General features: G+C 64.0%; 11 protein-coding genes and 1 tRNA gene. 7 read left to right on the forward strand and 5 right to left on the reverse strand.

What is annotated here, in order from left to right:
• Nucleotides 1-11 precede the first annotated feature (11 nt).
• Nucleotides 12-356 carry a hypothetical protein gene (locus GTP44_RS13925; RefSeq protein WP_161019906.1) on the forward strand — a complete coding sequence of 115 codons (345 nt, stop codon included), beginning with the start codon at nucleotides 12-14 and terminating at the stop codon, nucleotides 354-356.
• Between the two features lie 52 nt (nucleotides 357-408).
• Here the strand turns inward: GTP44_RS13925 and GTP44_RS13930 are convergent, their stop codons facing one another.
• A complete protein-coding gene (locus tag GTP44_RS13930) occupies nucleotides 409-1734 on the reverse strand; it encodes a site-specific integrase (protein ID WP_161019907.1) in 1326 nt (441 codons plus the stop codon).
• Between the two features lie 242 nt (nucleotides 1735-1976).
• Nucleotides 1977-2053 (reverse strand) — tRNA-Met (locus tag GTP44_RS13935).
• 161 nt (nucleotides 2054-2214) lie between these two features.
• On the opposite strand from GTP44_RS13935, the gene GTP44_RS13940 reads away from it, so the two are divergent.
• The 6 genes from GTP44_RS13940 (at nucleotide 2215) to GTP44_RS13965 (ending at nucleotide 8947) form a co-directional block, all read left to right on the forward strand.
• A complete protein-coding gene (locus GTP44_RS13940) occupies nucleotides 2215-2805 on the forward strand; it encodes an NUDIX hydrolase (protein WP_161019908.1) in 591 nt (196 codons plus the stop codon).
• Between the two features lie 10 nt (nucleotides 2806-2815).
• Nucleotides 2816-3544 (forward strand): leucyl/phenylalanyl-tRNA--protein transferase, encoded by a 729-nt coding sequence (aat, locus tag GTP44_RS13945; RefSeq protein WP_161019909.1) that lies wholly within the window; start codon nucleotides 2816-2818, stop codon nucleotides 3542-3544.
• Nucleotides 3545-3582: 38 nt separating this feature from the next.
• A complete protein-coding gene (locus GTP44_RS13950) occupies nucleotides 3583-4311 on the forward strand; it encodes an arginyltransferase (RefSeq protein WP_160990728.1) in 729 nt (242 codons plus the stop codon).
• Between the two features lie 36 nt (nucleotides 4312-4347).
• Entirely contained in the window at nucleotides 4348-5385 is a 1038-nt protein-coding gene (locus tag GTP44_RS13955; protein ID WP_161019910.1) for a quinone-dependent dihydroorotate dehydrogenase, read from the forward strand.
• A gap of 12 nt (nucleotides 5386-5397) precedes the next feature.
• The gene (locus GTP44_RS13960; protein ID WP_161019911.1) at nucleotides 5398-6447 is read left to right on the forward strand and encodes an aldo/keto reductase; all 1050 of its coding nucleotides are present in this window, start codon (nucleotides 5398-5400) and stop codon (nucleotides 6445-6447) included.
• 142 nt (nucleotides 6448-6589) lie between these two features.
• Nucleotides 6590-8947, forward strand: coding sequence for a TonB-dependent receptor plug domain-containing protein (locus GTP44_RS13965; protein ID WP_161019912.1), 2358 nt, complete (start codon nucleotides 6590-6592; stop codon nucleotides 8945-8947).
• A 3-nt stretch (nucleotides 8948-8950) separates the two neighbouring features.
• On the opposite strand, the gene GTP44_RS13970 is transcribed toward GTP44_RS13965, so the two are convergent.
• The 3 genes from GTP44_RS13970 to GTP44_RS13980 all read right to left on the reverse strand — a co-directional run bounded on the left by GTP44_RS13970 (nucleotide 8951) and on the right by GTP44_RS13980 (nucleotide 12699).
• Nucleotides 8951-10582, reverse strand: a complete 1632-nt coding sequence (locus GTP44_RS13970; protein ID WP_161019913.1) for a methyl-accepting chemotaxis protein — start codon at nucleotides 10580-10582, stop codon at nucleotides 8951-8953.
• Between the two features lie 117 nt (nucleotides 10583-10699).
• On the reverse strand, nucleotides 10700-11632 hold the full coding sequence (locus GTP44_RS13975) for a CysB family HTH-type transcriptional regulator (RefSeq protein ID WP_161019914.1): 933 nt from the start codon (nucleotides 11630-11632) through the stop codon (nucleotides 10700-10702).
• Nucleotides 11629-12699: a sulfate/molybdate ABC transporter ATP-binding protein gene (locus tag GTP44_RS13980; RefSeq protein WP_161019915.1), complete on the reverse strand. Its 1071-nt coding sequence runs from the start codon at nucleotides 12697-12699 to the stop codon at nucleotides 11629-11631. The genes GTP44_RS13975 and GTP44_RS13980 overlap by 4 nt, the downstream gene beginning before the upstream one ends.
• Between the last annotated feature and the right edge of the window lie 2 nt (nucleotides 12700-12701).

A 12701-nucleotide genomic window follows, 5' to 3' on the forward strand; every position in this document is an offset into this window, starting at 1 on the left:
AGCCCGAGGCTATGAGATTCCTATTTGAAAATGGTGGAAGGACTGGCGCAAAAAATACAGAAGCGTTAGCAGGCGCTTTGGCCGGCTATTTTGTCGCACAGCCAGACGTGCTAAATGTCGAGTTGGAGTCCAACGCACTTGTGCTATTCAGGGATGAGGAGACCCTGACTAGGGAGCTATCCCATTGCCTGCAAGAGGCGAAAGAGAGGCACGGGGTGCAGGGCCGCCAGTTCGATCAAAAGGACATATACGAGGCGCTATATGTCCTCGCTGCGACATACTGGGCGGAAGCTGAACGGTTGGAACTGGACCGTTCCACGCCAGTCGGCACCGCGAAGGTTACCGCCCGGATTTGAAGCGCCGAGCCAGTCCGCGACAGGCCAGAACTCGCAGGAGCGCTATTTGGAGCTACGGGGCCGCATCTTTATCGGCGGCCCAGTTGTTGCGATCAGTCACGAAGGCAGCAAAGCGCCCATCGTATCGCAACGCCTGCAAGTCGATCGGCCACACCAGTTCATCAACGATCGGCTTCAATTTGGGCAGCTCGCGCACATAGCCCCAATGCACCGCATGGCCCTCGCCGTCGTCATGTCCAACTATCTTCATGACCTTAGCTGCGTTCGCGTCGTTGTCGTGCATCTGTGTGATGACGTTGACACGGAACGAATGGAAACTCGTCTGAGGAGCCTTGATGCGCCGCGCGCGCTGATGTTCGAGCATCGCCGCTGACAGCTCCTTGGAATAGCTGTGGTTGATGAGTAGACGGTGTGGGAACAGCCGCTCGGCGCCTGCCGCCCGGCACTCCTCGACATAGTCCAAGAAGCCCAACTCGATCAGCGCATCCGAGATCGGGACGTTGCGAATGCCGCCGGGCGTCTTGCTCTTGTAGACGTGGATATAGTGGAGGCCGGTGCGCGGAGCCTTGTGCACATCGACGCAGCGGATTTGCGTGGCTTCGCCGATTCGCATGCCAGTGTGGATGCCCAGCAGCGGGCCCCAAAACAAATCCGGGGCGTCCATCGCGGCAAGGTAGGCCTCTGGCTCGAAAAGGGTCGCGAGCGCCTCCTCAGTGAAGGGCTGATACGACTTCGTCGACTTCTTACGCGACGTCTTGGTCTGAATGAGCATCCCCTCCACCGAATTCACTTCGAGCGCGGTGTGTAGGCCATGACCAATAATGTATTTGAAGAAGTCGTGCAGGCTGTTGAGCTTATTGTCGATGGTCTTCGGCGTCTGCGGAATCGCCAGCAGCGCGTCCTTGTATTCCACTAGCGTTTGCTTGCTGATGGCGTTGACCTCGATGTCGGCGCTGGAATGGCGACCGGAGGCCTTGTTCTCCTCTAAGCGTCGCAGTCCTTTGTTTTTGTTGAACTCGACTTTCTCATGTTCGGCGAGCCAGCGCTCGACCGATTCCACCAAGGGGAACGATAGCGCGAGGAAATCCTTTATGTGATAGACCTTCGTGTCCACGGTCCGTGCTCCGTTCTTTCCAGAGCAGTTGGCGAGCCATTTGTCCACGGCAGATGTCAGGGGCTCCGACTTGCCGGACTGGACGCTGGCGGAGCGCAATGGGCGGTCGTCGCGGTCGATCATGCCGAGGCGGTCGATGGCCTCCATCATGCGTTTGTGGTCCGCTGCACCGTCGGCCCTGAGCACGCCGTTTTTTAGATCGATTTCGTAGCGTCGTATGGCCTCGAGGTCGAAATTGAAATCGGATAGCTTGGGGTTGCTCATTGCTCGCTTTCGTTCTAGGTCCGCGTTTAGATGTAGAGCGATTATAGCTGCCGTGCTCGGGCACTTGGTCCGCAAGCTGAAACGACGGTCGGACTCGGCGGTTTTAATGCGGAAGTAGAAGACGCCGCAGCGGTTGCGGAAGAGGCGAGGGGTCTTGATCTGCATAGGTGGCTCACAAAGTGAGCGCACCGGAAAAAACAAAAGTCCTTGATTTCTGAAAGAAATCAAGGACTAGCGAATTTTGGTTGCGGGGACAGGATTTGAACCTGTGACCTTCGGGTTATGAGCCCGACGAGCTGCCAGACTGCTCCACCCCGCGTCTGATGCAGTTATTATAGGGCAAATCCCCCGCTTAGGCAATATCAATCCCTGAAACAAGCGCGATAGATCGAATAAATGCCGCTCCGGCGCCCCCGACCGCACGCCGCAGCGGGGGCAATCGGTGTAAAGTAAGCATAAAACCGACTTGAACTCTTGTTTATGAAATACTGTTCCGAATGTGCCGCCCCCGTCAGCCTCAGCATCCCGGCTGGCGATAACCGTCCCCGCTATGTCTGCACCAACAGCAGCTGCGCCACCATCCACTACCAGAACCCGAAAATGGTGCTGGGCTCGATTCCGGTATGGGAGCGCGACGGCGAACTGAAGGTGCTGCTGTGCAAACGCGCGATCGAGCCGCGCCACGGCTACTGGACGCTGCCGGCCGGCTTCATGGAAAACAATGAAACCACCGCCGAAGCCGCCATCCGAGAAACGCAGGAGGAGGCCGGCGCCAACATCAAGCTGGGCAAGCTGTTCTCGCTGCTCAACGTCGCCCACGTGCACCAGGTGCACATGTTCTATCTGGCCGAGCTGCTCGACCTCGACTTCCAGGCCGGCGAGGAAAGCCTGGACGTGCGGTTGTTCCGCGAACAGCAGATTCCGTGGGACGACCTGGCCTTCCCCACCATCCGCACCACGCTGGAACTGTTGTTCGCCGACCGCGTCAAAATCCGCGAAGGCGGCAGCTACGGCGTCCACACGCAGGACATCACGCGCGCCATGCGCTCCGACATCGAACCGACCACGTGACGCATCACCTATGATTCCGTGGCTCGACACCCACACGCCGTTCCCCGACGTGGCCACCGCGTTGACGACCGACGCGCCCGGCCTGCTGGCGGCCGGCGCCGACCTGTCGCCGCAGCGTTTGCTGATGGCTTACAAGCACGGCATCTTCCCGTGGTTCTCGGAAGGCCAACCGATACTGTGGTGGAGCACCGACCCGCGCATGGTGCTGATGACGGAGCAGTTCCGTGTATCCGATTCGTTAAAGAAAACCCTGCGCAAAGTCCAGCGCAGCATGGACCACGGCGGCCGCTGGCAGGTGCGCTTCGACAGCGCCTTCGAGCAAGTGATGCGCGCCTGCGCGGCGCCACGCCGCGACGGCCCCGGCACCTGGATTTCGGACGACATCATCGCCGGCTACTGCGGCCTGCACCAGATGGGCTATGCCCACTCGGCCGAGCTGTGGCTGGACGGCGAACTGGTTGGCGGCGCCTATGGCGTCAGCATCGGCCGCATGTTCTATGGCGAATCGATGTTCGCGCGCGTCAGCGACGGCTCGAAGATCGCCTTGGCCTATCTGGTCGGCTTCCTGCGCCGGCACGGCGTGAAGATGATCGATTGTCAACAGGAGACCGGCCACCTGGCTTCGCTGGGCGCGGCGCCGATCCCGCGCGCGGCATTCCTGGCACATCTGCGCAACAGTATTGAATTGCCGCAGATCAGCGTATGGGAACCGATTGCACCACTGGCCGCGGCCAGTTAAGCTACCATAGAGACTCAACCCAAGCCGATAGGACGTGCATGACGTACCTGAACGACCTGCCCTTCGCGACGCTGCAGTTTTACACCACGGCGCCCTACCCTTGCAGCTATCTGGAGGCGCGCCAGGCGCGCTCGCAGGTGGCCACGCCCTCGCACCTGATCAACGCGGACGTCTACTCCGAGCTGGTCAAGAACGGCTTTCGCCGCAGCGGCATCTTCACGTACCGGCCGTATTGCGACGGCTGCCAGGCCTGCATCCCGGTGCGCGTGGTCACCGACGAGTTCAAGCCCAATCGCACGCAGCGCCGCGCCTGGGTCAAGCACGGCGAGCTGATGGCGGGCGTCGCCACGCTGTCGTTCTCCGACGAGCATTACGACCTCTACCTACGCTACCAGAGCAAGCGCCACGCCGGCGGCGGCATGGACCAGGACAGCCGCGACCAGTACGCGCAGTTCCTGCTGCAAAGCCGGGTCAACACGCGGCTGGTGGAATTCCGCGAGCCCGGCGGCACGCTGCGCATGGTCAGCATCATCGACATGCTGTCGGATGGGCTGTCGTCGGTGTACACCTTCTTCGATCCGGAGGTCGAGGGCGCGTCCTACGGCACCTTCAACGTCCTGTGGCAAATTGAACAAGCCCGCGAGCTGAAGCTGCCATATGTGTATCTGGGCTACTGGATCCGGGAAAGCCCGAAGATGTCCTACAAAACCAACTTCAAACCGCTGGAAGCGCGGGTCAAAGGCGTGTGGAGCGTGCTGGACGCCTGATAAAATACGGGCGAATTCCACACCACAAGCCGCCCCATGTCCAAATTCCTGTACTCCCTGGCCCGTCCGATGCTGTTCTCGATGGACGCCGAAGCCGCCCACCACTTCACCCTTCCCGCGCTGAAACGCGCCGCCGCGCTGGGCTTGACCAAGCTGGTCGCCCAGCCGCAGGCCGATCCGCGCACCGTCATGGGCATCACCTTCAAGAACCCGGTCGGCCTCGCCGCCGGCCTGGACAAGGACGGCGCCTACATCGACGCGCTGGCCGACCTCGGCTTCGGCTCGATCGAGGTGGGCACCGTGACGCCGCGCGCGCAGCCGGGCAATCCGCGGCCGCGCATGTTCCGTCTGCCGGAGGCGCACGCCATCATCAACCGCATGGGCTTCAACAACGGCGGCGTTGACGCCTTTGTCGCCAATGTGCAGGCATCGCGCTTCTACCAGAACAAGGAAGGCGTGCTGGGCCTGAACATCGGCAAAAACGCCGCCACACCGATCGAGAACGCCACCGACGACTATCTGCACTGCCTGCAGAAGGTGTATCCCTACGCCAGCTACGTCACCGTCAACATCTCGTCGCCGAACACCAAGAATCTGCGCCAGCTGCAAGGCGGCTCGGAACTGGATGGTCTGCTGAGCACGCTGAAGGACGCCCAGTTGCGCCTGGCCGACCAGCATCAGCGCTACGTGCCGCTGGCGCTGAAGATCGCGCCGGACATGGACGGCGACCAGGTCAAGAACATCGCCGACGCACTGATCCGCCACCAGATCGACGGCGTCATCGCCACCAACACCACGCTCAACCGCGACGCCGTGACCGGCATGCTGCACGGCGCCGAAGCGGGCGGGCTGTCGGGCGCGCCGGTGTTCCAGTTCTCGAACACCGTGATCCGTCTGCTCAAGGCCGAGCTGGGCGACGCGCTGCCGATCATCGGCGTCGGCGGCATCATGCAGGGCGCCGACGCGCGCGTGAAAATGGACTGCGGCGCGCAACTGGTGCAGCTGTACAGCGGGCTGATCTACGCCGGCCCGGCGCTGATCAAGGATTGCGCCGACGCCGTGCGCGGCCACTAAGAGGAGTCACGGATGGACAAGGTACAACTGGGGCAAAGCGGGCTCCACGTCAGCAAGATCTGCCTCGGCAGCATGACCTGGGGCGAGCAGAACACGGAAGCCGAGGCGCACGCCCAGCTCGACTACGCGTTCGAGCGCGGCATCAACTTCATCGACACGGCGGAGATGTACCCGGTGATGTCGCGCGCGGAGACGCAGGGTTCGACCGAGCGCTACATCGGCACCTGGTTGAAGAAAACCGGCCTGCGCGACAACGTGGTGCTGGCCACCAAGGCCGCCGGTCCGAATTCCGCCATCGGCTGGATACGCGGCGGCCGCGCGCGCAACTTCGACGCCGCCAACCTGAAGGCGGCGGTCGACACCAGCCTGCGGCGGCTGCAGACCGAGCATATCGATTTATACCAATTGCACTGGCCCAGCCGCAACGTGCCGGTGTTCGGCAACAACGTCTTCAACCCGAAGCACGAGCGCGCCTGCGTGGCGATCGAGGAAACGCTGGCCGCGCTGGACGAGCTGGTCAAGGCCGGCAAGATCGGCGCGATTGGCGTGTCGAACGAATCATGCTGGGGCGTGAACGAGTTCATCAAGCAGTCCGAGCTGCGCAATCTGCCGCGCATCGCCACCATCCAGAACCTGTACAACCTGACCGCGCGCCACTACGAGACCAGCCTGCTGGACGAGACCTGCTACCGCGAGCAGGTCAGCCTGCTGGCGTACAGCCCCTTGGCCTTCGGCCAGCTGACCGGCAAATACCTCGACGATCCGCGGGCGCACGGCCGCCTGACCATCTTCCCGTCGAACTGGAGCCCGCGCTACGTGCGGCCGGCAACGGTGGAGGCGGCGCGACGCTATGCCCAACTGGCGCGCGACCACGGCCTGACGCCGACCCAACTGGCGCTGGCGTGGTGCTACTCGCGCTGGTTCGTCGCCTCGACCATCATCGGCGCGACCAACCTGGAGCAGCTGAAGCACAACATCGACGCCTACGCCATCGAACTGCCGCTGGAACTCATCAAACAAGTGGACCAGATCCACGCCGAGATCACCAATCCCGGCCAGTGAAAACCCGTGTGCGAATGTCAGACCTGACACCGGGTTTTACATCATATCCAGAACTTGAATATGATTAGTTATAACGATTAGTGGGCAGCATCCGCGTCTGCTGATATGATTTTTGCTATCCATACTTTTAAGAGACTATCTGATGCGTCCACGTCCCCTGCTGCTGGCCAGCCTGATTTCCTCCTTCGTCCTGCCCGCTTTCGCCCAAGAGCAAGCGGTTGACGGTGAGCTGCAGTCGATCGTTGTCACCGGCACCTACGCCAAGAACCGCCGCACCATCGATACCGAATCGCCGGTCGATATCATCGGCGCCCGCGAACTGCAGGCCAGCGGCTCGACCGAGCTGGCCACCGTGCTGGGCCGCGTGCTGCCGTCGCTGAACTTCCCGCGCCCGTCCGGCGCCGATGCGTCAGACGCCGTGCGCCCGGCGCAGCTGCGCGGCCTGTCGCCGGATCAGGTGCTGGTGCTGGTCAACGGCAAACGCCGCCACGCGTCGTCGGTGGTCAACGTCAACGGCACCCAGGGCCGCGGCTCGGCGCCGGTCGATCTGAACGCGATTCCGCTGTCGGCCATCGATCACATCGAGGTGCTGCGCGATGGCGCGGCGGCGCAATATGGCTCCGACGCCATCGCCGGCGTCATCAACATCATCCTGAAAAAAGGCGCCAGCGGCGGCGACGCGGAAATCGGCTTCGGCGAGTATCAGGAGCGCGACGGCAAGCAGGTCTCGCTGCGCGGCTCGACCGGCTTCCAGCTCGGTGACGACGGCTGGGTACGCATCGCCATCGACGCCGCCGACCGCGATCCCACCAACCGCGCCGGCGCCGACTTCCGCAATCCGGCCGAGCCGCGCTACGGCCAGGTCAACCAGCGCTTCGGCGATCCGGAAACCAAGCCGCGCTCACTGTTCGTCAACAGCCAGTACCGCGTGAACGATGACATCGACTGGTACGCCTTCGCCAACTACGGCCAGCGCGAGACCTCGGCGGCCGCCACCTGGCGCACCGCCCTCAACGGCACCGCGCAACGCACGCCGCTGTTCCCGCAAGGCTTCCTGCCGCTGCAAAACAGCAAGTCCACCGACACCGCGCTGGTCACCGGCCTGCGCGGCGAGGCGACCGGCTGGCGCTGGGACCTGAGCGCCAACTATGGCAGCAATGATTTCAAGCTGGACCTGGACAACACCGTCAACCAGGACCTCGGCGCCAACAGTCCGACGCATTTCTACGCCGGCAAGCTGAAGAACACGCAAGCGCTGCTGAACCTGGACGTGGCCAAGGACTTCCCGGTCGAGGCCTTCAGCGGCCCGCTGACGGTGGCGCTGGGCGCCGAGTACCGTCACGAGGAGTATGAGATCGGCGCCGGCGACGCCGCCTCGTACACCGGCAGCGGCGCCCAGGGCTTCTCCGGTTTCCGTCCGGTCAACGCCGGCAGCAACAGCCGCCACAACCAGTCGGTCTACGCCAACTTCGAGGCGGAGGTCACCAAGCAGTTCTCGGCCTCGGCCGCCGTGCGCCACGAGCGCTACAGCGACTTCGGCAACACCACCTCGGCCAAGGCCTCGACCCGCTATGCGTTCAACGACGCGGTGTCGCTGCGCGCGACGGCATCGTCCGGCTTCCGCGCGCCCTCGCTGGCGCAGCAGTTCTATACCATCACCACCACCAATTTCTCGGTGGTCAACGGCGTCAACACGCCGATCGAGACCGGCACCTTCGCGGTCGGCAGCGCGGCGGCCGCCGCGCTGGGCGCGACCCCGCTGAAGGCCGAGAAGGCCCGCAACTACAGCCTCGGCATCCAACTGCAGCCGAGCCGCAACTGGACCGCTTCGGTCGACGCCTACCGCATCGACATCGACGACCGCATCGCGCTGTCGGCCAACATGACGCTGAACCCGGCGCTGCGCAACGCGCTGGCCAGCCAGGGCATCCTGGTCGGCGCCGGCCGCTACTTCACCAACGCCATCGACACCCGCACCACCGGCGTCGATATCCTGAATACCTATCGCTGGGAAACCCGCGACGCCGGCCGCTTCGACTTCACCGCGGCCTATAACCACAACCAGACCTCGCTGCAGCATGTCAACGCCAATCCGGCGATCCTCAGCGCCAACGGCCTGACGCTGATTGATCGCCAGACCATCAACCGCATCACCGTCGGCTCGCCCAAGGATAAATTCAGCCTGGCGACCGACTGGTCGCTGGCGCAATGGGGCGTGCGCGCGGTAGTCACGCGCTACGGCAGCTTCACCGTGCCGCAGAACAACGCGACACTGGATCAGACCTACGATCCGCAATGGGTGCTGGACCTGTCGGCCAGCGTTCGTCTGGGCAAGAACTGGCGCCTGACGGCCGGCGTCGACAACGCGACCGACCGTTATCCGGACCAGGTCACATCGGCGGGCAACCTCAACAACAACGGCACCACCCCGTACAGCGGCTGGGCGCCGAACGGCTTCAACGGCCGCTACTACTACGCCAAGGCCGGCTTCAGCTGGTAAGCATCACGCCGCCGTCAACTGTCGCGCCAGCGCGCGCGACGCGACGGTTGCCGCCGATGCGACCGTTGACGGCGGCCCGCCCGCCAGCTTGAACACGCTGACCGCCTGCGCCAGCAAGTCCGCCTGATCGCGCATACTCTGCGCGGCGGCGGCGGCCTGCTCCACCAGCGCCGCATTCTGCTGCGTGACATCGTCTATCGACACGATCGCCTGGTTGACCTGCTCGATACCGGTGCTCTGTTCGCTGCTGGCGGCGCTGATCTGCTGCATGATATCCGCCACCTGCCGCACCGACTGCACGATGCGCTGCATGGTGCTGCCGGCCTGATCCACCAGCGCCGCGCCCGCATCGACCGTCTCCACCGAGCGCCCGATCAACGCCTTGATCTCCTTGGCCGCCGACGCCGAACGCTGCGCCAGGTTGCGCACCTCCGACGCCACCACCGCGAAGCCGCGGCCCTGCTCGCCGGCGCGCGCCGCTTCCACCGCCGCGTTCAAGGCCAGAATATTGGTCTGGAACGCGATGCCGTCAATCACACCGATGATGTCGACAATCTTGCTGGAACTGGCCTTGATCGCGCCCATCGTCGTGACCACCTCGTCGACCACCTTGCCGCCCTTGGTCGCATACTCGGACGCCGCCACCACCAGTTGCGTCGCCTGGCGCGCATTGGCCGCGTTTTGCGTCACGGTCGACGTCAACTCCTCCATCGACGACGCGGTCTCCTCCAGACTGGACGCTTGCTGCTCGGTGCGCGACGACAAATCCATATTGCCGGTGGCAATCTCATTCGACGCCATGGTGATCGTCTCCGTACCCGAGCGCACCTGCCCCACCGTTCTCGCCAGCGCGTCGTTCATCTCGATCAGCGCCCGCAGCAGTTGGCCGGTTTCATCCGTGGTGTGGCACTCCATGCGCATCGTCAGATCGCCGCCGGCCACCGCCTGCGCCATCCCCACCGCGCGGTTCAAGGGCCGCGTGATGCCGTGAGTAATCACCAGCAGCACCCACGCCGCCAGCGCGGTCGCCACCACCGTCAGCAGTATCATGGTGTTGCGCGAGCTGGCGTAAGACTGCTCGGCCACCGCCGCCGTGTCGTCGATCGCCGCGTTCTGGTATTTGACCAGCGCGGTCAGCGCATTCAGATACGCCGTCTGCTCCTTGCGCACCGTGGTCAGCAAATACTTGACCGACTCATCACGCCGGCCCGGGTCGGGCGACATCCGCAGGAATTCACTCTGCACACCGGTATATTTTTCGCGCGCCTCCAGCACCGCCTGCAGCTTGGCCTTGCTGTGCGGATCATCGTCATCGGCGATCAGCTTGCCGAGCTGGTCGAGGCGCTCAGCGTTTTCCACGCGCCGCGTCTCGACCCGTTCCAGCTCGGCCTTGACGACCGCCGGATCGGTCGACAGCATCGCATTGCGCATCGCCCGCGCGACGTCGTTCAGACCGCCTATCGTTTCGTAAGCCAGGATGACTTTGGGCACCTTGTCGGCCGCCAGGTCCCGGGTGTTGTCGTTGAGACGCCCAAGCTTGGCGATGCCTTCGACGGAAATGCCGATCATGAAGAGGATGGCCACGCCCAGACCGGCCGCCAGACGGTAGCCAATTTTCCAATTACCGAATCCCATTACGCGCTCCCCGGTGTTGGTTGCAGGGATTCAGTATATGGTTAATTCGACAAAAGAAAGAAGGAAATTGCGCACAGTGTCATGCCGCCGCCACAGTCCTGTGGCGGCGCCGACCGATCAGGCGGTGTCGCCGCCGCCGAGCGCGGCGTCGATGTCGGCGCGGCTCAGGTCCGGCGCGAATTGCTGGATGAAATGGTAGGCATACGAGCGCAGGTAGGCGCCCTTGCGCACCGCCAGCCGCGTGGTGTTCTGCGCGAACAGATGCGACGCCTCCACCGCGCGCATGCCTTTGTCGCGGCCATGGTCGAACGCCATCGAGGCGACGATGCCCACGCCCAGCCCGAGCGACACGTACTGCTTGATCACGTCCGAATCCATCGCCGTCAGCACGATGTCCGGCCGCACGCCGGCCTGGGCGAAGGCGGCGTCGATGTGGCCGCGACCGGTGAAGCCGACGTCGTAGGTAATCAGCGGGAACTCGGCCAGGTCTTCCAGCCGGATCGGCGAGCGCGCCAGCAGCGGATGACCGTCCGGCACCACGATCAGGTGGCTCCAGCGGTAGCATGGGAACGACACCAGCTCCGGGAACGCCGACAAGCCTTCGGTGGCGATGCCGATGTCGGTCTTGCCGGACAAAATCCATTCGGCGATATGCTCGGGCGCGCTCTGCTGCAAGGCGATGCGCACGTCGGGATACGCGCTACGGAAGCTCTGCACCACCTTCGGCAGCGCATAGCGCGCCTGGGTGTGGGTGGCCGCCACGCTCAGCGTGCCGCTTTGCTGGCCGGTGTATTCCAGGCTGGCCTGTTGCAGATTCTCGGCCTCGATCAGCAGGCGGTCGATGATTTTCAGGATGCCTTTGCCGGGCTCGGTCATGCCGGTCAGGCGCTTGCCGTTGCGCTCGAAAATGACCACGCCCAGCTCGTCCTCCAGCTCGCGGATCTGGCGCGACACGCCAGGCTGCGAGGTAAACAGCGCGTTGGCCACTTCGGTCAGGTTATAGCCGCGCCGGGCGGCTTCGCGGATCGACCGCAGTTGTTGGAAATTCATATCGCTGCTCCGGCGTCGACGAACACGCGCACGCGCTTCGGACGCACCACCAGGGTTTCGCCTTCCTTCAGGCCGAGGCTGCTAAAGCGCTCGTTCGGAATGACGGCTTCGATCAGTTCGGCGTTGTCGCCGCGCTCCAGGTCCAGCTGGGCCAGCGGGCCGATCGCGTGCGCGCGGCGCAGCTTGACCACGATGCCTTCGGCGCCCGGCGTGTAGCGCTCCACCTCCAGCTCGTGCGGCCGCACATAGGCCGTGCCCTTGCCCGCCGCGCCCGGCTCGGCGGGCACGCTGAAGCTGGTCTCGCCGGTGGCCAGCACGCCATCCTGCACGCGGCCGTGGAACACGTTGACGTTGCCCAGGAAGCCGTAGACGAAGGGCGAGGCCGGATGGTTGTACACCGCGTCCGGCGCGCCGATCTGCTCGACGTTGCCCTTGTTCATCAGCACCACCTGGTCGGCCACTTCCAGCGCCTCCTCCTGGTCGTGGGTGACGAAGATCGAGGTCACGTGCAGCTCGTCGTGCAGGCGGCGCAGCCAGCGGCGCAGTTCCTTGCGCACCTTGGCGTCGAGCGCGCCGAACGGTTCATCCAGCAGCAGCACGCGCGGCTCGACCGCCAGCGCGCGCGCCAGCGCGATCCGCTGCCGCTGGCCGCCCGACAGTTGCGGCGGATGACGGTCGGCCAGCCAGTCCAGCTGCACCAGTTCCAGCAGGTCCTTGACCTTGCGGCGGATCTGCGCCTCCGACGGACGCTCGGCGCGCGGCTTGACGCGCAGGCCGAAGGCGACGTTCTCGAACACGGTCATGTGCTTGAACAGCGCGTAGTGCTGGAACACGAAGCCGACCTGGCGCTCGCGCACATGGCGTGCCGAGGCGTCTTGCCCGTCCAGCACCACCTGGCCCGAATCCGGATGTTCCAGGCCGGCGATGCAGCGCAGCAGCGTGGTCTTGCCGCAGCCGGACGGGCCGAGCAGCGCGGTCAGTTCACCCTGCGGGAAGTCCAGCGAGACGTTGTTGAGCGCGACGAAATCGCCGAAACGCTTATGGATGTTTTTAACTTGGATGGTCATGG

It is taken from the genome of Duganella lactea (genome assembly GCF_009857505.1).
GTDB lineage: Bacteria > Pseudomonadota > Gammaproteobacteria > Burkholderiales > Burkholderiaceae_D > Rugamonas > Rugamonas lactea.

Coding starts and splice junctions, on each gene's coding strand:
- GTP44_RS13925 (WP_161019906.1), top strand. CDS start 12: ATGAGATTCCTATTTGAAAATGGTGGAAGGACTGGCGCAAAAAATACA.
- GTP44_RS13930 (WP_161019907.1), bottom strand. CDS start 1,734: ATGAGCAACCCCAAGCTATCCGATTTCAATTTCGACCTCGAGGCCATA.
- GTP44_RS13940 (WP_161019908.1), top strand. CDS start 2,215: ATGAAATACTGTTCCGAATGTGCCGCCCCCGTCAGCCTCAGCATCCCG.
- aat (WP_161019909.1), top strand. CDS start 2,816: ATGATTCCGTGGCTCGACACCCACACGCCGTTCCCCGACGTGGCCACC.
- GTP44_RS13950 (WP_160990728.1), top strand. CDS start 3,583: ATGACGTACCTGAACGACCTGCCCTTCGCGACGCTGCAGTTTTACACC.
- GTP44_RS13955 (WP_161019910.1), top strand. CDS start 4,348: ATGTCCAAATTCCTGTACTCCCTGGCCCGTCCGATGCTGTTCTCGATG.
- GTP44_RS13960 (WP_161019911.1), top strand. CDS start 5,398: ATGGACAAGGTACAACTGGGGCAAAGCGGGCTCCACGTCAGCAAGATC.
- GTP44_RS13965 (WP_161019912.1), top strand. CDS start 6,590: ATGCGTCCACGTCCCCTGCTGCTGGCCAGCCTGATTTCCTCCTTCGTC.
- GTP44_RS13970 (WP_161019913.1), bottom strand. CDS start 10,582: ATGGGATTCGGTAATTGGAAAATTGGCTACCGTCTGGCGGCCGGTCTG.
- GTP44_RS13975 (WP_161019914.1), bottom strand. CDS start 11,632: ATGAATTTCCAACAACTGCGGTCGATCCGCGAAGCCGCCCGGCGCGGC.
- GTP44_RS13980 (WP_161019915.1), bottom strand. CDS start 12,699: ATGACCATCCAAGTTAAAAACATCCATAAGCGTTTCGGCGATTTCGTC.